The 26,305-nt window shown below is 40.0% G+C and carries 21 protein-coding genes; 6 read left to right on the top strand and 15 right to left on the bottom strand.

The features are described from left to right. Positions 1–185 precede the first annotated feature (185 nt). Positions 186–4,175 (top strand): hybrid sensor histidine kinase/response regulator transcription factor, encoded by a 3,990-nt coding sequence (locus INE92_RS05870; protein WP_195436614.1) that lies wholly within the window; start codon positions 186–188, stop codon positions 4,173–4,175. Positions 4,176–4,323: 148 nt separating this feature from the next. Here INE92_RS05870 and INE92_RS05865 read toward each other — a convergent pair whose 3' ends face one another. The 9 genes from INE92_RS05865 to INE92_RS05825 form a co-directional block, all read right to left on the bottom strand. Further along, positions 4,324–4,743, bottom strand: coding sequence for a DUF1893 domain-containing protein (locus INE92_RS05865; protein WP_008640284.1), 420 nt, complete (start codon positions 4,741–4,743; stop codon positions 4,324–4,326). 8 nt (positions 4,744–4,751) lie between these two features. After that, entirely contained in the window at positions 4,752–6,155 is a 1,404-nt protein-coding gene (locus tag INE92_RS05860; RefSeq protein WP_008640286.1) for an aldo/keto reductase, read from the bottom strand. Positions 6,156–6,174: 19 nt separating this feature from the next. After that, a complete protein-coding gene (locus INE92_RS05855; RefSeq protein ID WP_008640287.1) occupies positions 6,175–7,683 on the bottom strand; it encodes a 4Fe-4S binding protein in 1,509 nt (502 codons plus the stop codon). A 189-nt stretch (positions 7,684–7,872) separates the two neighbouring features. Then, positions 7,873–8,343, bottom strand: coding sequence for an MBL fold metallo-hydrolase (locus INE92_RS05850; RefSeq protein ID WP_004314337.1), 471 nt, complete (start codon positions 8,341–8,343; stop codon positions 7,873–7,875). 156 nt (positions 8,344–8,499) lie between these two features. Further along, the gene (locus tag INE92_RS05845) at positions 8,500–11,124 is read right to left on the bottom strand and encodes a carboxypeptidase regulatory-like domain-containing protein (RefSeq protein ID WP_008640289.1); all 2,625 of its coding nucleotides are present in this window, start codon (positions 11,122–11,124) and stop codon (positions 8,500–8,502) included. 125 nt (positions 11,125–11,249) lie between these two features. Beyond that, the gene (locus INE92_RS05840; RefSeq protein WP_004314335.1) at positions 11,250–12,224 is read right to left on the bottom strand and encodes a FecR family protein; all 975 of its coding nucleotides are present in this window, start codon (positions 12,222–12,224) and stop codon (positions 11,250–11,252) included. A 98-nt stretch (positions 12,225–12,322) separates the two neighbouring features. After that, complete coding sequence (locus INE92_RS05835) at positions 12,323–12,874, bottom strand: RNA polymerase sigma-70 factor (RefSeq protein WP_008647509.1); 552 nt, start codon at positions 12,872–12,874, stop codon at positions 12,323–12,325. A 100-nt stretch (positions 12,875–12,974) separates the two neighbouring features. Continuing rightward, positions 12,975–13,220, bottom strand: coding sequence for a DUF3098 domain-containing protein (locus INE92_RS05830; protein ID WP_015531097.1), 246 nt, complete (start codon positions 13,218–13,220; stop codon positions 12,975–12,977). 11 nt (positions 13,221–13,231) lie between these two features. Next, complete coding sequence (locus tag INE92_RS05825; protein WP_015531096.1) at positions 13,232–16,366, bottom strand: glycosyltransferase family 117 protein; 3,135 nt, start codon at positions 16,364–16,366, stop codon at positions 13,232–13,234. 548 nt (positions 16,367–16,914) lie between these two features. On the opposite strand from INE92_RS05825, the gene INE92_RS05820 reads away from it, so the two are divergent. Further along, a complete protein-coding gene (locus INE92_RS05820; RefSeq protein WP_015532999.1) occupies positions 16,915–17,295 on the top strand; it encodes a hypothetical protein in 381 nt (126 codons plus the stop codon). Between the two features lie 35 nt (positions 17,296–17,330). Then, the gene (locus tag INE92_RS05815; RefSeq protein WP_015533000.1) at positions 17,331–18,188 is read left to right on the top strand and encodes an IS3 family transposase; all 858 of its coding nucleotides are present in this window, start codon (positions 17,331–17,333) and stop codon (positions 18,186–18,188) included. Positions 18,189–18,828: 640 nt separating this feature from the next. On the opposite strand, the gene INE92_RS05810 is transcribed toward INE92_RS05815, so the two are convergent. Further along, a complete protein-coding gene (locus tag INE92_RS05810; RefSeq protein WP_128859224.1) occupies positions 18,829–19,932 on the bottom strand; it encodes a tetratricopeptide repeat protein in 1,104 nt (367 codons plus the stop codon). A 253-nt stretch (positions 19,933–20,185) separates the two neighbouring features. Between INE92_RS05810 and INE92_RS05805 the strand changes: the two genes are divergently transcribed. Then, complete coding sequence (locus tag INE92_RS05805; RefSeq protein WP_015531094.1) at positions 20,186–20,806, top strand: HAD family hydrolase; 621 nt, start codon at positions 20,186–20,188, stop codon at positions 20,804–20,806. 37 nt (positions 20,807–20,843) lie between these two features. After that, complete coding sequence (gene kdsR, locus INE92_RS05800; protein WP_015531093.1) at positions 20,844–21,653, top strand: 3-ketodihydrosphingosine reductase; 810 nt, start codon at positions 20,844–20,846, stop codon at positions 21,651–21,653. A 149-nt stretch (positions 21,654–21,802) separates the two neighbouring features. Here the strand turns inward: kdsR and INE92_RS05795 are convergent, their stop codons facing one another. From INE92_RS05795 to INE92_RS05785, 3 genes are read right to left on the bottom strand one after another with little or no spacing between them, the layout of a single operon-like run. Further along, entirely contained in the window at positions 21,803–22,531 is a 729-nt protein-coding gene (locus INE92_RS05795) for a DUF6064 family protein (protein ID WP_004309746.1), read from the bottom strand. Between the two features lie 11 nt (positions 22,532–22,542). After that, complete coding sequence (locus INE92_RS05790) at positions 22,543–23,028, bottom strand: threonine/serine exporter family protein (protein ID WP_004309747.1); 486 nt, start codon at positions 23,026–23,028, stop codon at positions 22,543–22,545. Between the two features lies 1 nt (position 23,029). Beyond that, entirely contained in the window at positions 23,030–23,797 is a 768-nt protein-coding gene (locus INE92_RS05785; RefSeq protein ID WP_004296023.1) for a threonine/serine exporter family protein, read from the bottom strand. A gap of 77 nt (positions 23,798–23,874) precedes the next feature. On the opposite strand from INE92_RS05785, the gene INE92_RS05780 reads away from it, so the two are divergent. Further along, positions 23,875–25,128 (top strand): MFS transporter, encoded by a 1,254-nt coding sequence (locus tag INE92_RS05780; RefSeq protein ID WP_008640300.1) that lies wholly within the window; start codon positions 23,875–23,877, stop codon positions 25,126–25,128. Between the two features lie 118 nt (positions 25,129–25,246). Here the strand turns inward: INE92_RS05780 and INE92_RS05775 are convergent, their stop codons facing one another. Both INE92_RS05775 and INE92_RS05770 read right to left on the bottom strand, forming a co-directional pair. Beyond that, positions 25,247–25,498, bottom strand: a complete 252-nt coding sequence (locus INE92_RS05775) for a hypothetical protein (RefSeq protein ID WP_004309749.1) — start codon at positions 25,496–25,498, stop codon at positions 25,247–25,249. 82 nt (positions 25,499–25,580) lie between these two features. Continuing rightward, entirely contained in the window at positions 25,581–26,132 is a 552-nt protein-coding gene (locus INE92_RS05770) for an RNA polymerase sigma factor (RefSeq protein WP_004296026.1), read from the bottom strand. Between the last annotated feature and the right edge of the window lie 173 nt (positions 26,133–26,305).

The raw sequence follows: 26,305 nt of genomic DNA, 5'->3' as shown, positions 1-26,305 counted from the left end.
GAATACCTTCAAATAAATCAACTTCTCAATGTGAATAATCAATTTTGGAAATAAAAAAGTTTCCAAATGAATGTTTTTTTGGAGAATCTCTTCTATTTCTTTGCTTTTCTCATTGCTTTTGTATAATTTCGTTAACTGTAATATTTATATGATCGCTAGAAGTAGCTTAAAAAACAACTGTTTATATGAAATATATTGTATATATTCTCCTCTTTTTCCCTATCTGGGTTACAGCGCAGACATACAAATACATAGGTATAGAAAAAGGTTTGAGTAATCGACGGATATTCAATATTCAGAAAGACGCACAAGGATACATGTGGTTTCTTACCAATGAGGGAATGGATCGTTATAACGGTAAAGATATAAAACATTATAAATTAAATAAAGAAGGTACTACTTTAGATGCTCCTGTACGTTTGGGATGGTTGTATACAGGATCACAAATTGGTATATGGGTGATTGGTAAGCAAGGGCGAATCTTTCAATATGAAGCAAACGGAGATGATTTCAGGATGGTATATAAACAGCCAACCCCCTCTGAAACAATCAGCTATGGCTATTTGGATCAAAGTAATAATATCTGGTTATGTTGTAAGGATTCTATATCACTATATAATATTAAAGATGCTCACATACTTCAATTCTCCAATATGTTGCATAGTAATATTACAGCAATAGAACAAGTAGATGACCATCATTTCTTTATAGCAACAGAAGTAGGCGTCCGATATGTAAAATTGGAAAACGGTATTTTAGAGACTATTCCTGTTGAAACATTGGATTATTTTCATGCACAGGTAAGTGAATTGTATTTTCATAAGCAATTAAAAAGACTATTTATCGGTTCATTTGAAAGAGGAGTTTTTGTGTACGACATGAATACACAGGAAATTATACGACCGGAAGCTGATCTTAGTGATGTAAATATAGCTCGTATCAGCCCGTTGAATGAAACGGAGTTACTGATTGCAACAGAAGGAATGGGAGTATATAAGGTTAATGCAAATACTTGTGAACTGGAACATTACATTATTGCTAATTATCAAAGTTATAATGAAATGAATGGGAATAATATCAATGATGTATTTGTGGATGAAGAAAAACGGATATGGCTTGCTAATTATCCCACAGGGATTACGGTGATTGATAATCGCTATGAGAATTATCATTGGATGAAACACGCTATGGGCAATGTCCAATCATTAATCAATGACCAGGTACAAGCGGTCATTGAAGACCATGAAGGTGATTTGTGGTTTGGAACTAGTAATGGTATTAGTCTTTATAATTCAAAAACAGGTCAGTGGCATTCATTCCTAAGTTCTTTTAATCAGCAACTAAAAGACAAGAATCATATTTTTATTACTCTATGTGAAGTGTCTCCCGGCATTATATGGGCAGGAGGATATACTTCCGGTATTTATAAAATAAACAAAAATACTCTATCAGTTGAATACTTCTCTCCTTACCTACTTTCTCACGTCAATATGCGTCCGGATAAATATATTCGTGATATAGTTAAAGATTCAAGAGGACATATCTGGTCGGGAGGATATTATAATCTAAAATGTTTTAATCTGGAGACCAACAGTGCGCGTCTATATCCGGGATTGAATTCCATTACATCCATTGTTGAAAAAGACAAAGATAATATGTGGATCGGAACCGCTAACGGATTGTATTTGTTAAATCGAAATACTGGCGAATATCAGTATATTGAAATGGAGATAGGAGCTATATATATCAATACGCTTTATCAGGCAGATAATGGTTTGTTATACATTGGGACAAATGGTGGAGGCGTATTTATCTATAATTCTCAAGATAAGATTTTTGAGCACTACTTTTCTGATAATTCGGCATTAGTTTCAAACAGAATATTTACAATATTGCCGGAAGTAGATGGACGTATAATGATGAGTACGGAGAATGGAATAACCTGCTTTCATACTAAAGAAAAGGTATTTCGTAATTGGACTAGAGGAGAAGGATTGTTGCCTGCTTACTTTAATGCAGCAGCAGGAACAGTGCGTAAAAATAAGAATTTTGTATTCGGTAGTACAGATGGAGTAATTGAACTTCCGATGAATGTGAAGTTTCCGGACTATAAGTTTTCCAGGTTGATATTTAGTGACTTTCATCTTTCTTATCAACCTGTTTATCCGGGTACTAAGGATTCTCCTTTGGAGAAGAGTATTGATGAGACAGATGTATTAGAATTAGAATATGATGAGAATACGTTTTCATTTGAAATTTCTACAATCAATTATGATTCTCCCGGGAATGCACTATATTCATGGAAATTAGAAGGTTTTTATGAGAAATGGACTCAACCGGGAGCAAATAACTTGATTCGCTTTACCAATTTGCCTCCGGGTAGATATACTCTTCATGTACGTGCTATATCCAGAGAAGAACATGACATCGTTTTTCAAGAACGTACTATGAAAATTATTATCACACAACCATTTTGGTTGAGTTGGTGGGCTATCCTGTGCTATATCCTGTTGGTAATCGGAGGATCTTATTTCGTTCTGCGGGTGATAAATCTAAGAAAGCAAAAGAATATATCTGATGAAAAAACGCAGTTCTTCATTAATACGGCGCATGATATACGTACTCCATTAACTTTGATAAAAGCACCTTTGGAGGAATTATTGGAAGAAGAGACGCTTACCGACAATGGAATCACTCGTACGAACATTGCATTGAGGAATGTAGAAGTACTTTTACGACTGGTCAGCAATCTGATTAATTTTGAACGGACGGATGTATATTCCTCTAAAATGAGTATTTCCGAGTATGAGTTGAATACCTATATGAATGATATATATGATATATTTTCTTCTTATGCAGCCATCAGGCGCATTGAATATACATACGAGAGTACTTTCAGCTATATGAATGTATCGTTTGATAAGGAGAAGATGGATTCTATTTTGAAGAATATAATATCAAACTCGCTAAAATATACTCCGGAAAATGGCAAGGTCAGCATTTCCGTATCCGATACGAATGATTCATGGAAAGTAATAATCAAGGATACAGGTATAGGTATTCCTGCCAGTGAACAAAGTAAGTTGTTCAAGCTTCATTTCCGTGCCAGCAATGCTATTAACTCTAAAGTGACGGGTAGTGGTATCGGATTAATGCTGGTAGGAAAACTAGTCAGCCTTCATGGAGGTAAAATTAGTGTAGATAGTGTTGAGCATCAAGGTACGACAATCAAAATTGTTTTTCCGAAAAAGAATAAGACTTCTCAAAATATCAGTGACGAAGCACCTTCTAAATTTGAGGCGTTGGCTCCTGTGCTGCCCACTCCGAATGTACCAGCAAAGACAACCGCTACGATAGATAATCCAAATTTACGACGGATTCTTGTTGTAGAAGACAATGATGAGCTACGCTCCTATCTGGTCAGTTCATTATCTTCTATATATAATGTACAAGCTTGCGCTAACGGAAAGGAAGCGTTGATTATTATCAAAGAATATTGGCCGGAACTGGTTCTTTCTGATATCATGATGCCGGAGATGCGGGGAGATGAATTGTGTGTGGCTATCAAAAGTGATATTGAGATTTCACATATTCCTGTGTTGTTGCTCACTGCTTTGGGAGAAGAAAACAATATTCTGGATGGACTGTCGATTGGTGCGGACGAATATCTCATCAAACCTTTCAGCGTGAAAATATTACGGGCGAATATCGCTAATCTGTTGGCAAACCGGGAACTGTTGCGCATGAGATATGCCAATCTGGATATAGAAGCGAAATCAATGGTTCCATCTGCAAACGGTACTAACAGCCTCGATTGGAAGTTTATATCAAATGTAAAGAAAATCGTGGATGAGAATATAAACAACCCTGAATTTTCCGTTAATGTACTCTGTGAATCAAGTGGCATGAGCCGTACCAGTTTCTATTGTAAATTGAAAGCATTGACGGGACAGTCTCCGACAGAGTTTATTCGGGTGATGCGTTTGAAACGTGCTACCGAGTTATTGAAAGAGGGTGAATATGCCATTAATGAGATTTCAGACATGGTTGGATTCTCTGAAACTAAATATTTCCGGGAAGTATTCAAAAAATACTATAAGATGAGTCCGAGCAGGTATGCTAAAGGAGGAGGTAATCCCGCTGCTACTGATATGGAAGATGATGATGAAGATTGATAAATAGAAAAATAGATGAATAAGTCCTATTATTATAATATGTTCTCCCCTGCTATGAATATCTTTAGCAGAGGAGGACTTTCTTTTTCAAGACTTAACAAGCTGTATTTTTTTTCATACTTTATTTCGTGTTTCAGTTATCTCTTTCTTACTTCCTACTTCTGATTTTTTCCAGGAAATCGCGGATCAGTGGTAATATTTCTTCTGCTGATTCCACTTCGCTACACATAGTTTCTACTGGACATCCTCCTGTACGGTCGCGGTTCCAGATAAAATCAACTTCCTGCGCAAAATCGACTTTCACATCTGATTTCCGGAATAGCTCCAAAGCCTTGGTACTGATAATATCCGTATATAATTCTTTTATACCACCCAGAATCATCAGGGCGGCAGCTCCCTTGCCAACCACTTTGTCGGCAATCAAAGCTCCTTTAAGAAACTCCGGTTCCTGTGTTAGCAAATCATATAGATCGGCTACGCCACGTTGAGTGAAAGTGCGGATTTTTCCTCCGTTGGCAATGGTACAGGAATATCCTCCTGTATGTAATAGATTGATTAATTCTTCCATCGTTTCTTTTATAAAGTACCTTGTTTCAATTGTTCTACAAACTGGTCTATCCGGTGCAGTTCTTTCGGAATATCAATGTTTTGCGGGCAATGAGCCACACACTGATTACAACCGATGCAATGACTTGCCTGACGAAGTTTGGGCACGCTACGGTCATATCCGACAAGAAAAGCGCGTCGGGCTTTCGCATAATTTTCATCTTGTCCGCTTCTGGCGACATTACCTTCATTGACACAACGGTTGTAATGCAACAATACAGCAGGTATATCCAGCCCATACGGACATGGCATACAGTATTTGCAGTCGTTACAAGGGATAGTAGGATATTTCAGCATTAATTGTGCCGTTTCTTCGAGGAATTCTTTTTCTTCATCTGTTAATGGTTCCAAAGGAGAATAAGTGCGGAGATTATCCTGCAGATGCTCCATGTAAGTCATACCACTTAATACAGTCAGAATATCTGGGAATGAACCGGCAAAACGGAAAGCCCAGGAAGCGACACTGCTTTCCGGACGACGTTGTTTGAGCCGTGCCACCAGATTATCATTCAACTTGGATAGACGTCCTCCCAAAAGTGGTTCCATAATGATGGCAGGAATCCCCCGTTTGGCCAGTTCGCCATAGAGGTATTCCGCATCCGTATTTCGAGTATTGGTCTCTTTGGCATGTTTCCAGTCTACATAATTGAGTTGTATCTGTACAAAATCCCATTTAAATTCATCGTGTCGTGAGAGCAGATAATCATATACCTCAATATCACCATGGTAAGAAAATCCGAGATTCCGGATACGTCCGGCTTCACGCTCTTTAACCAGAAAATCAAGTATTCCGTTATCCAGGTATCGTCCTTTAAGGGCTTCCATTCCTCCCATGCCGATGCCGTGGAGCAACATATAATCAATGTAGTCAACTTGTAGCTCCGCAAACGATTTGTGGTACATCTTGAGCGAGGCTTCGCGAGACCACGTATCAGGAGAGAAATTAGACAATTTGGTAGCGATGTAATATTTATCACGGGGATGACGACTCAATGCAATACCTGTTGCCTTTTCGGAAAATCCTTGTACATACGCTGGAGATGTATCGAAATAGTTTACTCCGTGAGCGATTGCATAGTCTATCAATCCATTGACAGCATCCTGGTCGATAACTTCACCATTACCGTCGGGAGCAGGTTTGAGCGGCCAACGCATACAACCATATCCCAAAAGTGAAACACGGTCACCGGTGGTTGGAGATGTGCGATAAGTCATTTTATCGGTGGGCACCTCTCCTTCTCCTGTTGCGCTACTTGCAGAAGTAGTCCCCTTTGAAGAGCATCCGTATAGCAGACCTGTCGATGTGGCTGCACTGATACCTACAATCTTAATAAAATCTCTTCTATTTATATCTTTCTTATTTTTTTCTTCCATAATCTTATACTGATTTAGATCAAATAATTCTGTGCATCTGATGTCCGCTCACATAAATGGCGCTGAAAGGACGGGACGGACAAAGGTTCTCACACGCTCCGCAACCAATGCATTTTTCTACATTCACTACCGGAATCTTTAGAGAATCCGCTTTGTCAGGATCGGAAGCCACCATTTGTATGGCACCTGTCGGGCAATGGCGGGCACAGTTGCCACACTCCATTCCATCCGTCAAAGGCACACAGTTCTCTTTAATCCATACGGCATGTCCGATCTGAATAGCCGATTTCTCGGCAAGACTGGTCAGATGAATAGCATCTGTCGGGCATACTTCCGCACATTTTGCACATTCGGGACGACAATATCCACGTTCATACGACATTTCCGGTTGCATCAACGTCATCAGATTGTCCGAAGGACGCAACACCTGATTGGGGCAAACAGATACGCATAATTGGCAGGCAGTGCAATGTTGAGCGAAATTGCGCGCGCTTAATGCACCGGGAGGATAAATCGGATTTTCTCTGTTCGGGATCTTCTTATCCTCAATAGTGGCTAACCCGCCGTCCACTTTCTTTTCCTGTGCTTTCAGGACAGAAGTTGTCGCAAAGATAGCCGATGCCGAAAGGAAGCTACGGCGGGCATTATCAATCTGTTCGGTAGTGACAGCCTTTGCTTTCATATCTTCGCTTGTAGCTGTTTCGTTTTTAGGTTTCCGTCGAGTGTATTTAATGGCTCCATGCTTACACTTTCCGATGCAATCCATACAAGCCACACAACGACTATAATCAATTTCATGAGCTTTCGAATTGATACACGATGCTTTGCAATTACGGGCACATAAACCGCAACTGTTACATTTGGAAGTATCAATCACCGGTTTGAATATCGCATATTTGGATATAAATCCCAATACAGTACCCACCGGACAGATGGTATTGCAATACGTTCGTCCATTGCGCCACGCCAGAATGAAAAGGACAATAAGAGTGACAACGGCAATAATCAGTATTGAAAGACTCTTCATCCATACATCTACCTCATAAAAAGCATAACTATCCATTCGTTCGGCAAAGTATGCCAACAGGTTGTTTCCCCACTGCCAAACCGGCGCGAAAAGGCTGGAAGCTATCCGTCCATAAGCACTATACGGAGCCAGTAAGATAGCCAAAGAATTCAGCCCTGCAACCATCATGATAATGAACACTCCTAAAACGCCATACCGCAACCATTTCATTGCCGGTGAATAGCGGAAACGATTTTTCTTTTGTTTACCGGATACCCACGAAACGATGTCCTGAAACACTCCCAACGGACAGATAACGGAGCAATAGATACGCCCGAACAGGAATGTAAGTACAACTAAAAACAATACGACACCTATATTCAAGGCTAATAAAGCCGGCAGAAATTGAATTTTCGCCAACCATCCGAACCATGTGTGCAATGTACCCGTAAAGTCGAGGAAAAGCAGGGTAATAAGCGTAAAGCACACAATGGCGGCTGTAAGTCTGATAGTACGTAGCATAAACTTTTTTAATTTTCAATTTATAGTAGTTATCTCTAAATGTCCAAAACAGTCAGGATTCAACCTTATGTATTTCAACGTTGCAAATTTAATCAGTGAAATTTGTTTTTCAACTATACAGATTACAGAATGTTTTACCAATTTTACTGATAAATAGAAAAGAAACGTTTAACCGTATTGGGTGAAGAGCTATTTTTCTAATGTCACGACCTCTCCGATCTCCGGAATCAATACATTGAGGTAATCTTTATTCTTCATCTCTTCTGCATTCTTCAAAGGCTCGTCCCAACGATGTTTGGCTAACGCATATTTAGAATGATGTACGGTCAGGACTTTCTTCGCTTTTAAGTCTCTGGCTGTCTGCGCCATATATTGGGGCATGAGGTGAATTAAGCTCCACTCTTTGTCGTATTGCCCGTTTTCGAGGATTGCAAGGTCGATATTGGGGAAGCGGTTGCCTATTTCCGCATAATGCGTATCATACCCTCCGTTTCTATAATTAGGAGATTTCATGACTCTCTCCAGCCGTTCCCCGCGAGGAGTTCTGCCGAAGCTGGGTTGATTGATAAAAACAACGACTGACACAGCCAGCAACGCTATTACAGCTAATATACATCCTACAATCATACGTGTTCTGAATTTCTTGAATATGATACGCATATAATTAATGACTAAATTATTTCACGCAGCAAATATACAGGTATTCAGAGAGCCCGTTAGTATATAGATTACAGATTGTTATACCATAATTACTGAAAGCAGTTGTCTGTTGGGTGTCAGTCTATTGTGTGAACAAACCTTTTCTTATTCAGTGTTTTAGAAATAAATTTTGTAGCTGATGTTCGGAATCAATCCCGATCCGTCTTTTTCTTCTACTATGCTTGTTCTTTCATTGTATTCATAGAAATGCATTCCGGTGCGCATACCTACATTCAGTATTTTTAGAGAGAACTCGTGAGACACTCTTTTCTTATTGATCCGGAAGCTGATAGAGACATCACCATTAATGGAAGGATTGAAACGTTTGGTATATGCCTTGCTTTCGTCAAAAACGATGTCGCGTTCTTCCTGGCTTTTTTCTTCATCCACAGGAGTGTAGCGTCCCCCTCCCTGAAAAAACAGGCGCCCGTTTATACTTAATACATTTTGTTTGAGTCTGCCGACCATCCATTCTTTTCCGGCGAGCAAGTTCACTAAATAACTTTTGTCCAGTCTTGTATTTCGCCAGATACGGTCTCCTCCCCTATACTTCGACTTGAATAATGAACCTGTAATCATATAGTAGAAGCCATTTTTCATATACTGCTCCAATGTTATATCTATTCCATAGTTTTTCGCTGTTCCGGTGCTTGTCAGGATCCGGTCTAAATAGAATTCTTCGTAATTAATAATCGAAAAGGAAGAATTCTTTTCCACCGGTATGTGGAACAGGTATTGATAATAGGGCTCTATTTTCAGATGGAGACTTTGATTAATATTCCAGTCGTAAGTAAATCCGAAATGATGTGCCTTAGAAAAATCCAGGTATCGGTTTGATTCCTTTTTACCATTGATTACCTGTTCGACAAAATAATAATCGAGCCTTTCCCTATGGCTGTGCAAACCGTAAGCTACCGCTAAAGAATGTGCAGGATTTATTTTCCATTTAAGTGCGACTCTCGGTTCTATCGACCAGTTCTTGTTTAAAGTAAAGTATTGTCCGGTAACTCCCAAACTGGTTGTCAGGTTATTGCTCAAGTTGATTACGGAACTGCTATACGCCGAAAGAACTGTACTTTCTCCACTACCTCTCGAAAGCTGCTCCATGGGTTGGTTTAATCCAAAATAAGGACTGACCTTATAATCAAGATCATATTTAAGTTCCGTAATGGTAATTCCCGTTCTATTGGTGTGTCGCGAACTGAATTTCTTGTTCAGATAAGAATTGAACACAAAATTCCATCTGCTGTTTTGAATATCTCCCACTTGGACAATGGTTCCATCGTCAGTCTGTAAATTGACTAGTGAATGATCTTTCGAATAGGTTGCAGATAGAGACGAACGGATATAGGTATTTTCATTAATTACATATTTATGAGTTAGCCCGCCTGCCAGTTTATCCAGTTTGTTAGATCCCGACGACCGGTCTCCCATCGTTTCCCATTCGGAACGATCCAAAACCTCTGCCTTGTTCCTGTCGATCAATCCTAATCCCCAGATCGAAAAGGTTCCGGCTTTACGTGTGGGGAAATTCAGTTTAAAGGCTAAATCCTGATATTTCAGGTTGATGTCATTGCCCGACGCCAGCGAGGTAGTGGAAAAACGGTAATTAATCAGGTAGGAACTTCCCCGCTTTTTATTGATAGGGCCTTCCGAAGCCAAATCTATCCCCATGAGTCCGACTTGAAAAGCGTGTTCGTACTTCTGATTATTGCCATTTCGCAGATGCATATCGAAAACTCCTGATAAGGCATTGCTGTATTCCGCAGGGAAAGCTCCGTTGTAGAAATCGGAGTTGCCGATGACTTGCGTACTCAAACCGGACAGGAATCCTCCGCCCAAACCTGATAAATCAGCAAAATGGGTAGGATTAGGTATTTCAATTCCCTCTAGTCTCCATTGGGTAAATTGTGGAGCGTTTCCCCGGATGGCAACCGCATTGGTACCGACATCTCCCGCTACTCCTGCAAATGCAGAACTCAACCGTGCAGGGTCGTCAAAGCCATTGGCAAATCGTGACGCTTCTTCGATACTAATCATACGTCCTCCTGTGATGGCCATCGGGTTGACAGTCCGGTCTTTTTTTATTTCCGGTTTGACAAGCACCTCGGCCAAATCCTGTACATTTTCATCCATCGGAATCTCTACAAATACTTCTTTGGAAGAAGTGACAGATACTTCGGTGATGATACTTGAGCGATACCCCATAAAAGTTGCCTGAATATTATAACGCCCTACCGGGACATTATTAATCCGGAAATTTCCCCGTTCGTCAGTCGAACCTCCCCGCGAGGGATCTTCTGTTATACAGACGGAGGCATATTCTATCGGCGTATTGGTTTTGGAATCAACAACAATTCCTCTTATGGTTTGAGTCAGTTTTTGTGTATCATTGTTGGCGGGCTTTTGCTTGTTATCCTGCAAAGAGATAATAATATGATATCCTTTTATCTTATATGCATATCCCGTTCCTTTCAATAGTTGGGTCATGGCTTTGTCGACAGTTGCATTTTTGAGAGATAAAGAGTGCTTCTTTTCGATATCCAGCTTCGATTGTTCATAAGCGATGCTATATCCGGTTTGTGTCTCTATTTGTGCAAAAGCCTCTTTTAATGAGATCTTTTTATTTTGTATGGTAATCTTTTTTTCTTTATTCTGTGCAACAGTTGTAAGAGAGAGAAAAGTAAAAAATAAAAAAATGGCGAGCTTACCTGCTCTTTTCTTCGTATTTATTCGATTCATTATTCTATATTTGTATGTTGATACTTCATTTTACGTCACTTGTTGAATGAGGGTAGACATTTCAGAACTGGGAAGAGGGTCTCAAGCTACTTCCCGGTTCTTTTTATTCATAGGCTGTTTCTTTTTTATGGTTGGGTTACTACTATTTTTTTTTCATACTGCTGATAATCAAAGCCGATTATATCTTTCAATATATTCAGTATTTCATCCAGGCTTTCATCTTTTAGAAACTTGACTGTATATCGTTTCGATGTGGGGATAGTTGCTGTATTATCAATCGTGGTGTTGTAGTGCCTTTCCAAGGTTCGGAATATTTCTCCGGCACTGGCATTGGTAAAGACTAGTTTTCCCACTATCCAGCAGTTGGTATCATTGGTATCTATCATTGATATATGGATGTCTGATGATTTTTTGTCGTATGTAAGCTGCTCATTGGGCTTTAGTATATGGGGAGGTTGGGACTGAACGCTCACTTCCACCTTACCGCTAGTCAATGTAGTAGTTATTTTCTCATCATTAGGATAGGCTTTCACGTTGAATCTGGTTCCGAGCACTTTCACCGAAAGTTGGGATGCTTCTACAATAAAAGGACTTGCGGTATCTTTTTTGACAGAGAAATAAGCTTCGCCGTCAAGCATGACCAAGCGTTTATCTTTGGCAAAAGTTTCCGGATATAAAATGGTACTTCCCGCGTTCAACCATACTTCCGAACTGTCTGGTAAGATCAGGTGTTTCTGTTCTCCGTAGGCAACGGATACTTCTATCATTTCGTTGTGGGGAGAAAGATAGTAGAACATTCCTCCTGCAAATAAAAACAAAGGAATAATAACGGCGGCAATACGGGCAAATTTCTGATAAGAAACTATGTTGGTCAGATGTTCCTTATTATATCCTGTTCTTAAATTTACCCGTTCCAATGAAGCATAAGTATTTGAATCGGCTTCTACGTCCAATTCATTCCAAAAATCCAGTGAAGCTTTAGCTTTCGCCTGCTGATTTTTATCTTTGATGATCCACTTCTGCACTTTTTCTTCCGTTTCGGATGGAAAACGGGCGGAGAGGAACATTTTGATGATTTTACTGATATTACTTTTCTTCATTTTTGCTGCACTTTACTATATATACAGTTTGGTGGCAAAAAGCTCAATAAGAAAATGAATATTTTTTTGAAAAAAGCAGGATGAAGACGAAAATGATCCTATAACAATGATACCAAAAAACATGAAATAACCTTCCGTATTTCTTTCAAAGCAAGGCTTAACTGGCTTTCAACATTTCTTTTGGTAGTATTCAGGCGTTCGGCAATTTCGGCATTGGATAATCCTTCGTTACGGCTCAATGTATAAATCATTCTCCGTTGTTCGGGCATTCCTCCGACAAGTTTGTCAATCAGCATTTCCAGTTCCTTGGCAATAAGGTCTTCTTCGGAAGTAGAGCTATATTCTGTATCTTGGTTGTTGTTCAGATAGGCATCGCACACATATTTATGTTTCAGGAAGTTGATGGCTGCATTTCTGGCAATGGTGTGCAAATAAGAATTGAATGATTTGGATGTATCAATGGAATGACGATTGATCCAAAGATTGACAAATAAATCCTCTGTCAGCTCTTCTGCATCGGGCTCCGATTTTATATATCCGTCAATGAATGTTTTGGTTTTGTTGTAGTATGCTATAAAAATAGTCTCAAAGGCCTTGTGATTCCCATCCTGAAAGGCCTCCAGCGTTTTTATATCAATGTTATTACTCATACTATTTCCCAACTTTCATTTCATTAGGACAAAAGAAACAATAATTTATCTTATATGAATGCTCTTTTTTGAAATATTAATGATATTAGGAGGATTTATTTTATTTTAATGGTCGGTAAAGAATACCAAATACATTCAGCAGATAGCCTAACAAACAGACTAAAGGGGCAATACGTATGCGTGTTTCGCTAAATATATCGGGATGATAGGCGGCAAGGGTACTCCCCTCGCCGCTCATCAATATATATCCTGCGATAATCAATATCGAACCGATTATTAAAATGATGTAATTCTTTTTGCTTAATACAGTTTCCTGTTCTTTCTCTTTTACTATTTTCGTTTTCATCTTTCTTGAGTTTAGTTTTGATAATTCATTAGTTGAGCGAGTCGCATGTATTTCTCTTCAAACTGCTGATTACTCTGTTTATACCTCTCTTTATCCATATCTTTCAGTAATTCATTGCACTGATTCCACTGCCAGAACTTATACAGGCAATCCCGTTGAACCATTTCTATCCGGCTATCTCCCAGCGAGAAAGCCCAGTCGATATAATCTCTCGATTCTGATATCAGATCATTCAATAAAGTGATCGCTTTCCCGGTTTCTCCTATGGAGGCATAAGCTGTGGCTATATCATACGAACCACTCTCGTATACTTGAGGTACATTATACGCCGGAATAGCTTGTTCGGCATACGCTAATACTTTTTGGGCACGGGCATTATCTCCTTGTTTCACCAGTTCTTTAGCCAGTTGGGCAAAGAGTCTTCGGTGGGAGTAGCAGATGCGCATAGTCGTTTCGTCCAGATAAAGTCCGGGAGTATCTAATCCTCCATATTTATATCTGTTCATCACATTCTCGTAGAATTTCTCCGTATCTATTGCATATCCATTGTCCCTTTCCGCGTCTCCCCATTTTTTATAATTAAACGGGGTAAACCGGAATGCCAATCCTTCCTGGACAAAGTAATCATCAAACTTCAATTGAGTGGCATTTCCCACCGAGATAGCCATGTATAACGGACGTTCCCAGTTGCAGTTAGCCAATATTTCGAGTATGAGCAAATCTACTTTAGTCAGCAGACGTATATCTTTCAGAGAAATAGATAGTTTATCCGGCATCGCATTTTTCAATTCTTCTCCTTTTAAATGACGAATGGCTTTAGGTAGCATCATTCCCGAACGAAGCACTGCATCCTTATCGATATGAATGTTTATTGTATCGGTAGGTATCACATGAAACTCCTGCTTCTCTGCAAATACCCAATGTTTCAAGATATTCTTTATCTCATACGGATCATCTCCAAAACTGTCACGGGCTTCTTCGGGATGCTTTTGATACAATTCTTCTATTTGTTTTTTCAACTCCGGACGAACGGCTACATATTCGTTCTTTCCCTCTTGATATTGATTTTGTTCCCAGCTGATCGGTAGTCCGGGAGCATTGTATAGAGGACATTGTTGCTGATAAATATACCAGTCGGTTTGCGCATAACTTAAGTTGCAGATGCGTGCATCTCTGCGTACCTCTTCCGTGTCCTGATTATACCATAAAGGGAACGTATCATTGTCTCCGTTACAGAATATAATCGGATTTCCTGTATCGGGAAGCGTCATTAGATAATTAGCCCCAAAGTCACGGCAAGTATACCGGTTGCTCCGGTCGTGATCGTCCCAAGTCTGGCTTGCCATTTGTACGGGGATGAGTAGGCAAAGCAGCATGAGTAAGCTGACCGGGAGAACTTTAAAGTGCTTCCGACGAAGCATATCACAGCATCCGGCAGCTCCCATCCCGATCCAGATAGCGAAGGCATAGAACGAACCTGCATACGCATAATCCCGTTCGCGAGGTTGTCCGGGAGTCTGATTCAGATAGAGCACAATCGCCAATCCGGTCATAAAGAAAAGGAAAAACAAGACACTGAATTGTTGCTTGCCTTTCTTTCCACGTGCCCATTGCCAATAGATACCAAGTAGTCCTAATAAAAACGGCAAGCCATAGAAAACATTGTGGCCTTTATTCTGCTGCAAAGATTCCGGTAAAAGCTTCTGATCTCCCAAGCGCAGATTGTCAAGCCAGGAAATTCCGGTAATCCAGTTGCCGTGTTCCGGTTCACCGCTTCCTTGAATATCATTCTGCCGTCCGACAAAATTCCATAGGAAATAACGTACATACATGTAGTTGAGTTGGTATGTAATGAAATAAGTCAGGTTCTCTTTTTGTGTGGGTACATCATTCGTGCTTCCCGACCATCCTTTATAAGAAGCAGCCAAACGATCATTCCACATTCGCGGAAACAACATATTTTGAGTGTAGCACACATTTTCTTTATAGCCGATGATTTTATACTTGCCTTCTTCTTTATCTTGTCGATATATGGCACTACCTTTTTTCGTTTTTACTTTGTAATAGTCTCCTTCGGGCACATACTCCGGTTCGGAAGCGTAGGTTCTTCCGTAAAGTAAAGGGGCACTTTCATACTGTTCGCGATTCAGGTAGCTTTTGAGCGTGAAAATATGATCCGGTGCATTTTCATTAAGCGATGTATTGGCATTGGCACGAATCAATATGACCGCATAAGTGGTATATCCTATGGTGAGCATGAGTAGGCACCATAAACCGGTATGTACTATGCGTTTTCTGAATCGGTAGATGGCTCCTATCAACAAAGACAGGACTAAAGTCAGAAAAATGATTAATCCTGTTTGGAAAGGAAATCCTAATACATTGACGAAGAATAGCTCGAACCATCCTCCCATATCAGCCATTCCGGGTATATAAACAAAGAGAATCAATACAATAAGAAGACCGGACAGCGCAATCGTTCCGATCACTCCCTTGAGTGATACAGCTTGGTATTTCCGGTAATAGAACACCAATACAATAGCAGGAATACAAAGCAGATTGAGCAGGTGTACTCCGATGGAAAGTCCTATAATATAGGCTATCAGGATAATCCAGCGGTCGCCGGATATTGAATCTGCTTCGTCCTGCCAGCGAAGAATCATCCAAAAAACCAAAGCTGTGAGGAAGGAAGAGAAGGCATATACTTCACCCTCTACCGCACTGAACCAGAATGTATCGCTGAAGGTGTAAGCCAAAGCTCCTACAAACCCTGCTCCTAAAATGATAATTACGTCGGTCGTTGATAGCTTCCGTGCATCATCCGTAAGTATGCTTCGCACCAATCGGGTAATACTCCAAAAAAGAAACAAAATGCACCCTGCACTTAACAGTGCATTTAAAAAGTTGACCATGCGCGATACTTGCGAAGCATCGGATGCAAACTGGGTGAATAGATTCCCGACAAGCATATAGAAAGGTGCTCCCGGTGGATGACCTACTTGTAGCTTTTCGGCACACGAAATAAATTCGGGACAATCCCAAAAACTTGCGGTAGGTTCAATAGTCATTCCATACACAAAAGCTGCTATCAGAAAGACAATCCAACCTCCTAAATCGTTTCCTCTTTTAAATAATAAGTAACTCATTGTTCTGTCATTTTTTTGTTTGCAAAGTTACAGAACATGCATATATGATAAGTGTTTTTAACCGGACAGATACGGACAGGATGATTCCGTAATTTGTTGATATTCAAACTTAATGGAAGTCTAAATACAGACAAAAGCAGACAGCATATATATAGGGGAAATTTATTTATTCTGTAATTTCATTGTTTCTTCAGTTTTAGCTTATTTCTGCACGGGTTTTCACCACAGAGGACACAGAGGGCACAGAGGTGAATTTTATTTATGACTTACGGTTTTGAGCATAATTGTGATGCGTAATCCTCTACTATAAAGTTGAAAAACGTAAAAACATCTGCCACCTGCAACGAAAAGCGTGTAATGTGCTAATTGATAAATAGTTGGAACGTTGCAGATACCTGCGGCAGATAGGTTGCAGATACTTTATCTGCAACACAGTATAAACTTTACATAGGCTGATTCTCCAGGAGGGCAAAAGTTTATTTGAATACATAACTTCCTGTATCTGTAGTGTACTAAATAAGTTGACACTTCTTAAATGCGAAATTCCCATGAAAGAATTAAAAAAGAAGTACACTCCTTACACAGAATCCGAACGAATGTCTTATATTCGTGAGTATTTATCTACTTCGGAAACGAAGTATCAGTTTGCCAAACGTACCGGTATTTGCCGTCGTCTGCTGATTCTTTGGCTTGATAAGTATCATATAAATGATAAAGTTATGAGTACAGACCACCCCTCTTTCAACAAATACTCTGCTGAGTCTCTCAATGAACTGGAGAAAGAACTCGCTGCATTGCGTGCCGAAAATCGCAAACTTCAGCGTGCTCTTCAGGAGGAAAGTCTTCGTCATGAAGCTTGTGAGGAATTAATAAATCTTGCTGAGTCAACCTATCACATCAAGGTTCGAAAAAACTCCGATGCCAAGTAATCGATACCTTGTCACAGGGGAACTCTGCCCGTCATATGCGCGGTAGGCTACAGTTCCTCTGTGATTACTTCGGCATAACCAGACAAGGTTATTATAAGCATGTCAACAGAAAAAAGGAAATAGACATCCTCACATCAAGCATTGTGTTGTATTGTAATGAGTTACGTAAACTTATGCCTAAGGCTGGTATACGTGAACTCTATGCATGCTGTCTCCGCAAGTTTGGTGTCAGGATGGTCATTGGGCGTGATCAATGCTATAATATTTTTCGTGCTAATGGCCTGTGTCAACGTGTCAGACATGTGAGACCAAAGACAACAAATTCTAATCATAATTATTACATTTATCCGGACTTGCTAAATGTTACTCCTAAATTTGTAGCTGACACATTCGGTTCAATGGTTGTAGCGGACATAACCTATGTTGCCACGTACCAGGGATGGGCTTACCTGTCTCTTCTTACCGATGCGGGCAGTCGGGCGATAGTTGGATATGCCCTGTGCAAAACACTTGAAGCGGAAGGTCCCTTAAAGGCACTGAGGATGGCTATAGACTTTTACAACAGATACAATGTTGATTTGAGTAGTCTCATACACCATTCTGACCGGGGAGTGCAATACTGCTCAAACCTGTATGTGGATATGCTCAAGAAACATCATATCAATATTAGTATGACGCAGTGTGGAGATCCGCTACATAATGCCCTGGCTGAACGGATGAATAACACGATCAAGAATGGGTGGTTGTTTGACTGCGAAGATGACAGCTTTGAACAGTTGGATAAACGTATAAGCGACGCCATATATGCATACAATTATGTTCGACCCCATCAAGGTATACAAATGAAAACACCGATGGAACATATTCGTAAGTACGCGGAAAAAGGTAGTTGAAGTCCCGCTCGTCGGGACGGGTGCTCCCGCCCCTTGCCGCGAGGGCGATCCCCGAGCGAAGAGTTTTTGTTGTTTAATGAAGTTTACAGCCCGAAGTCTTGCATTTATAAGAAAAGATACATATGTTTGCAACATCTTTAATATGACAACTTATTAAGGAATTACAAAGGGACAAGTAAACTTATTTAGGTTTTAAAATATATTGAGTTAACTAACTTAGGTATAACAAACGAAGTTGTCAACTAAATCCAGTACAGTACAATCCAAGCGGGGAATTGTCGTTTCCTGCATTAGAAACTACAGTTTCCACGGTAGGAAACGAGAGTTCCCAAGGCAGGACACTACAGTTTCTACGTAAGGATACTGTCGTTTCTCCGTAGGGACACTACAAATTATCCATAGAGCCATCCCAATTATCCCATAGCTTTGCATAAAGGAATCAAGGCTTTTTCTTTGATTATATAACGTGTTGCAGATACTTTATCTGCAACCTATCTGCCGCAGGTATCTGCAACGCTCCAACTATTTGTCAACTAGTATATTACACGCTTTTCGTTGCAGGTGGCAGATGTTTTATGTTTTTTCAACTTTATAGTAGACAAAACTTTCATTCATTTCTGCACTGAAATAAATTTCTCCGTTAAAGTGGTGAAGTCCCCAGTGATTTAATAATATCTTCCAATGATTCTTTCGAGTTTATCAGCATCAGTTTCTCCGTTTTTATTCTGGAAATTCTTCGTGTTAGTGTTTCGGTAGTAAGTTTCATTAAATCAGCAAAATAAGCCGGTTGAACTCCTTCCCGTAGAAAAGCACATACCCTTAAATCTTCTTCCGTGAGTTTTGGACTTATCTCTTTCAATTTAGAAACAAGTCCATAGACATTTTCTTGAAGTCGCAGCAACTCTGTCCAGTCTTTCTCGGAGAAAGAAGGGATTTTAGAAGACAAAACATTCCGTTCCTTAAATTGCCGTACTTTTGAGACAACCGGAGAACTTTCATAGATATGTAACTGAAGAGACTGATACTTCTCTTCGAGATGATTACACCGCAACATCAGCTTATCCGATTCGACATCTTTCTTCAGTATTTCCTCTTTGAAAAGATTCAGTTGGGAAAGTGCGTGCCGGTTTTTCTTCCAGAGTAGTCCAAGCAACAAAGACATCACACCAAACATACCTAAAGCAGAAGACAGAATGACCGAAGAATCACTTTTGTTATCATTTAATATCAACTGACTGGCGTATGCCTTTCTTTCCATTTCCAGTGCTTCATCAAAGTTACCATATTTCTGATAATAAAGACTACATCGTTTGCATATTTTTGCCAGATGATCGTATTCCTCTGTTTCTTTGGCAAGTTTGATTGCCTCCTTAAAGTGGATTTCTGCATCCTCTTTCTGTTCCAAATCACTTTCTACACAGGCAAGATAATAATATACTTTAGATTTTTGATATTCATCACCGTGTTTCTCATAATAAGATGCCGCCTGCCTAATCTGCTTATCAGAGGAATGAGGAATGTTTTTATCCTCGTTGAGCTGGGTACACAATAAATTATACTCTGCCAGTTGAGCTTCATTCATTTGGCTTGACTGAATAGTCTCAAGAATAATGGATGCTGTATCAGGGTCCTGTTCCATCAGTTGCGCAGCCTTGTCCAGTCCTTGCTTCACGCTTGTTCCTTCCGGATGGCAGGCAGCTAGTGAAAGGAGCATCATATACAATAAAATTCGAAGATTATTCATAACTCTATTTTTGTCTTTGCAAAGGATTGATTGGATTTGCAAATATAAAAAATAATCGGCATTTATGCTTCTATAAGTTACACAAAATATAGTGACGCTATCCTGTTCTTATAGTGACACTATCCTTGCTAAATGGCGTCACTATCCTGACAGGATAGCGTCACTATGTTTTTTTGACAAATATCAAGCCGATGCGGGCTATTAATTAAGAAGATAAGCCGTATCTTTGTAGCAAACAAGAAAATTATATATCATGATTAAAAACATTGTATTTGATTTTGGAGGAGTGATTGTAGATATTGATCGTGACAAAGCGGTTCAGGCATTTATCAAACTGGGACTGGCAGATGCTGATACCCGGCTGGATAAATATCACCAGACCGGCATCTTTCAAGAACTGGAAGAAGGAAAGCTAAGTGCGGATGAGTTTCGGAAACAACTGGGAGATTTATGTGGCCGTCCATTGACGATGGAGGAAACCAAACAGGCATGGCTGGGCTTTTTCAACGAAGTAAATCTAAATAAGCTCGATTATATATTGGAATTGAGAAAGTCCTATCATGTGTATATTTTAAGTAATACCAATCCTTTTGTTATGTCGTGGGCATGCAGCCCCGATTTCTCATCGAAGAAAAAGCCGTTGAATGATTATTGTGACAAACTATATTTGTCTTATCAGGTCGGTCACACGAAACCTGCACCCGAAATTTTCGAATTTATGGTGAATGATTGTAATATCATTCCTTCCGAAACTTTATTTGTTGATGACGGCGCTTCTAATATCCAAATCGGCAAAGAACTGGGATTTGAAACGTTCCAACCGAAGAATGGTGAAGATTGGCGGGAAGAAATGACTGCTATCTTGGAGAAATGATAATTGAGCAGTTAGTACCATACCGCAAATAAGAAATATGCAACCACAAGTCATACTTATCACCGGAGCATCTTCCGGATTCGGTAAGATTACCGCTCAAATGTTATCGGAACGTGGGCACATCGTTTATGGAACAAGCCGGAAACCTTCTGAAGGCATGAATCATGTAAAAATGCTTGTTGTCGATGTCACCAATTCCTTTTCCGTTTGTCAGGCCGTAGAGCGGATTCTATCGGAGCAGGGACGGATTGATGTATTGATTAATAATGCTGGAATAGGTATCGGCGGCGCATTGGAACTTGCCACTGAAGAAGAAGTGAATATACAAATGAATACAAACTTCTTCGGTGTAGTGAATATGTGTAAAGCTGTTTTGCCATCTATGCGAAAGGCACGAAAGGGCAAGATTATCAATATCAGTTCTATCGGTGGTGTAATGGGAATCCCCTATCAGGGATTTTATTCTGCTTCGAAATTTGCAGTGGAGGGATATAGCGAAGCATTGGCTTTAGAGGTTCATCCGTTCCATATAAAGGTTTGTGTAGTAGAACCGGGAGACTTCAACACCGGATTTACTGATAACCGGAATATTTCTGAACAGACAAGACTGGATGCCGATTACGGAGAAAGTTTTCTGAAATCATTAGAGATTATAGAAAAAGAAGAACGTAATGGATGCCATCCGCGGAAGTTGGGTGCTGCCATCTGTAAGATAGTGGAACGTACCAATCCTCCTTTTCGGACGAAAGTAGGTCCCTGGATACAGGTATTGTTTGCGAAGAGCAAAAAATGGTTGCCTGATGCAGTGATGCAGTGTGCCTTACGGATATTCTACGCAATTAAGTAAACGATACGATATATAAAAGAAACTGTTCCCAAAGTTTCTAAAAGAAAAATCGTCCTTACTACAACCTATCGTAGTAAGGACGATTTTGTAAAATCAAGGCTTTTTTGAACGGCCTCTTTTTTGATTTGAATATCTTCTATGTTTCCGGATTAACCTTTCGGAACCAATTCCAAAAACATGGTAGTAGTCAGCAACACGGCCAGTCCGACGCAAACGCTTATCAACAGCCAATTGATATATTTTGCTTTCGGCTTGGTGTCGGCATGCAGATTATTCAGGAAATACTCCCTAAAGAAAAGATACAGGCCGGGGATCGTGGCACTTGCCAACAAGAAATCTTCCGGAATCTGAAAGAAATAAGTTTTGGATAATCCGATCAGCGACCAGTGGCAAAGGAACAATACCAAAAACATATTGACCTTTTGCGCAAACAGCAATAACAATCCGATGGTAAACACAACTACCGAACAAGGCATGACCGGAGAAGTCATTTCCGGGAATGAAAGTCCGCGTGCCAATGAAACCAAAGGATATATAAAAGGCATTGCCAACAGGACATAAGACAGTAGATCATATTTGTGGGTACGTTCGAAGGTAGTATATCCCGTAATCGTATCCCATATCCAAATGATAGCCATCACACCCCAAAACATAGCCATCACCCCATTATAGCTACGCTCTTCACAGTAGATATAATAGTAGACCAGAGAAATCCACGTATACAGACCTATCATATAGAACTTCATCGCCATTTTCACCCACGGACGTGGTCTGCCGATAAGCAATCCGGTCAATGCAATACCAATCAGAATGATAACTATCTGTAACAGCCAGGTAGCTGAATTATAATATGCAATTGTTCTCCAAAAAATCTCCATAAAAGTTCGTTTTAGTGTCTTGTTAATGAAAAGGCTCTATGTGGGAACAGGAACATCGGGAACGTAGCTCCTACCGCCAACATGAAAATCACTGTGCTTGCTATCAGAGTATTAGAGAAGAACATCGACATAAACTTGTCCAGCTTATCCGGATCATTCACATTTTGCAGACACATGATAAGTGAAAATACCATGTTGTATGCAAACTTTCCCGGAATCATGGGAAGTAACGCCGGAATGTACAATACCGTCATCGGGCAATATACTTTTTTCCCTAACCACAAACTACCGAAGCCGATGACTAATCCGGCAAACAACGAACCTGTGGCAATATCCACGCCTAAATAGGTCATCAAACAAAAACGACAGGCGTGTCCCAGTGCTGCCAGTATGGCAATCATTTTGAATGCACGCAAAGGAGGATCGGAAATCGCACCAAATCCTATACCTGCTATTGCTGCAAAAAATCCATCCGTAAGAATGTCAAGTGCTATCATATCAAATTAAACTGTTTTTTACCATTAATAATGTGAAGGAAAGTCCGATAGCGATGCTGACAATCAACAAAGAAGCCTCTGTCAGACGGGCAAATCCTGTTAATACATATCCCTCTACCACATCAATCACGCCATTAATCAAAGGCACCCCAGGCACAAGATAAAGCACGCTGGTTGCCATGGCAATCTCCGAAGTTGTGTCGAAAATCAGCGCGGTGGAAGCACACAGGGAAGCAACAAAAGCCGAGACTATAAATACAACATAATGATTGATCTTTTTCGCCTGCATTTGTTGTTTCAGGTAGAATCCTGTAATGGTAGCCGAGAACACAATTCCCATCGAAATTAAATCACCGCCGAACAATTTGCAGAAAGACGCATTGGCAAATCCTACCAGTAGTAAAACGAAAAGCGGATGTATCCGCGGAGCAGAAATAATCTTCTTGTATTTGTCTTTCAATTCTTCCAATGACAAATGATTGTCTACTGCTTCCCAGCTTAATGCGCTTAACTCTGAATTATGTTCAAAACTGATCGGGTGTGCAGGAATGTCTATAACCTCGTTACAAGCCTCGTTTGTTTCTTTGTCTATAATAGTCAGAATGATGTTTCTATGAAATACGCTTAATTTGACATCTAGTCCGAAAGCCTCTCCAATACGCTTTGTGTTGCGTACCACCCGCGAGGTGTGTACTCCGGCCCCCATTAAATGGGCTGAATATTCTGCAATAAATTTACCTATGGATAATAAAGATTCGCCTGTCTTCATGAATATGATATTTTTAAATCGGGCGCAAAAGTACAAAAAAAATAGATACCTTTGCCGCGATTAAAAATAAAAAATGCATGAATAACCAATTTACGCATCCAAAAGAGAGAATACGCTTTGCCATATTGACTTTTTTCTTCGCTCAAGGACTTTGTATGGCAAGTTGGGCCAGCCGAATCCCTGATTTCAAAGACGTTTTTGCCGCAAATTATGCTTTCTACTGGGGACTGATTTTATTTATGATCCCTGTCGGAAAATTTGTTGCGATCCCCTTGGCTGGTTATCTTGTTTCAAAGTTAGGAAGCCGGAGCATGGTACAGGTCAGTATCTTGGGATACGCTTCATCTCTGCTTTGCATTGGGCTGGCCCATGAGGTCTATCTATTAGGCTTTCTGCTCTTTTGCTTCGGTGTGTGCTGGAATTTGTGCGATATATCATTCAATACACAAGGCATTGAGGTGGAACGTATCTATGGTAAAACCATTATGGCCACTTTTCATGGAGGATGGAGTCTGGGGGCATGTGCAGGAGCACTTATCGGCTTCGTAATGATTTTGGCAGGAGTCTCCCCCATCTGGCATTATACACTGATATTTATCATCATCCTTATAATTGCACTTTCCGGGCGGAAATATTTGCAGGAGAGCGCACCGCAGGAAACGGAAGTTTCTGATACAAAGACGCAGGAAAGAAATACAGCCAAAGCTCCCAATGGTTTTCGCCTGTTATTTCAAAAACCAGAAATGTTGCTTTTGCAGTTAGGACTTGTCGGACTGTTCGCACTGATTGTAGAAAGTGCGATGTTCGACTGGAGTGCCGTTTATTTCGAATCAGTGGTTCATGTACCTAAATCATTGCAAATCGGTTTTCTTGTATTTATGATTATGATGGCAACGGGCCGTTTCTTGACTAACTATGCTTATCAGCTTTGGGGAAAGAAGAAAGTCCTGCAACTGGCGGGCAGCTTTATCTGTATCGGCTTTTTTGTTTCTGCCCTGTTAGGAGGAGTTTTCGAATCTATGGCCATGAAAGTAATTATCAATTCTTTGGGTTTCATGCTGGTCGGCTTGGGAATATCCTGCATTGTGCCTACTTTGTACAGCTTCGTGGGAGCCAAATCAAAAACACCGGTCAGTATTGCACTTACCATTCTGTCAAGTATCAGTTTTATAGGTTCGTTGATTGCTCCCCTGCTTATCGGTGCCATCTCGCAGGCGTTCGATATCCGTATCGCTTATATGCTTATCGGTATATTGGGCGGATGCATCGTATTAATTGTCAGTTTCAGTAGTGCTTTCAATATTCAGGAATCTAGCGATAAACCTGAATAGAACAAATAAAAAACGCAGCCTTTCACAGTGTTTAAAATTAAACTTCCTGTGAAAGACTGCGTCAATCTTTTAATGCCTTAACTAACCTAACTACTTTATCTTAACTATACTAACCTATCTACAAAATACCCGAAAAATCTTTTATACTACTAATAATCCTATCTTTCAATTCGTTATTTTCAACTATTGAGAAGCCACAGTCTACATTTGCCGGAGCCAATAATACAGCTTTAGCTTCTTCTGCATCTGCCATCTCTTCCGGGTGCTCTCTGAAATAAGTTTCCCATTGGGAAGCTGATTGCGGAGTTACACCCAGCACATAGTTGATAAAATCATCATCCGTCAAAAAATCCATTACCTTTGAGCACATATCGCATCCTTTTTAAGCGTTTACATAAGTAGGACGGCGTTATCCTGTCTATGTACTCAACCCATTTACCTTTTTACTAAAATTAACTTGCCAGACTACGCAACTTTGTCAATCCGCGATGCATCAAGTTGCGTACAGACTGATAATTCATATTCATAATCTCGCAGATATCCTCGTATTTCTTTTCTTCTATATAATATAATGTAAGCGCTTCGCGTTGGCGGGGAGATAATTGATCCAGCAGACGTCTAACCAATGAAAATTCATTTTTGCGTTGCTCTTCTTCCATATAATCATCTTCTACATCTGTAGGAGTGGATATGCTAACTTCTTCTACTGCCGTATCAGACATATACATACGTCTGCGAAGTTCATCACACAACTTATTCTTTAAAGAGATGAATAAATAAGATCTCAAATTATCGATTGTTCCTAATTCATCTTTCTTTGTATAGAGTTTCACGAAGATGTCATGAATACAATCTTTCAGTAACTCTTTATCAATGGTCAACTTCAATCCGTAATTAAAAAGGACATTGATGTGCAAGTTATACAGCTGTGAAAAAGCTGCCATGTTTCCCGCTTGAAAAGAAGCGAGCAAAGTGTCGGTTGAATGATTAGTCTGTTCCATCATAGCATTAATTCGATTGATTTGATGTTGCAAAACTAAGCAGTATCGACCGCAACTTTGGGTAAAATCTGGTTTGTGGATTGAAAAAACAAGTATCATGTTTTATAACACTCTTTTACTAGAAATTACCAATAAAAAGCAAAAATCCCGCTGAATGGTCTTCAACGGGATTCTTT

The organism is Bacteroides xylanisolvens, from assembly GCF_018289135.1.
Lineage (GTDB): Bacteria > Bacteroidota > Bacteroidia > Bacteroidales > Bacteroidaceae > Bacteroides > Bacteroides xylanisolvens.
The sequence above is the reverse complement of the archived record's forward strand: the minus strand, read 5'-3'. Positions and strand labels throughout refer to the sequence as shown.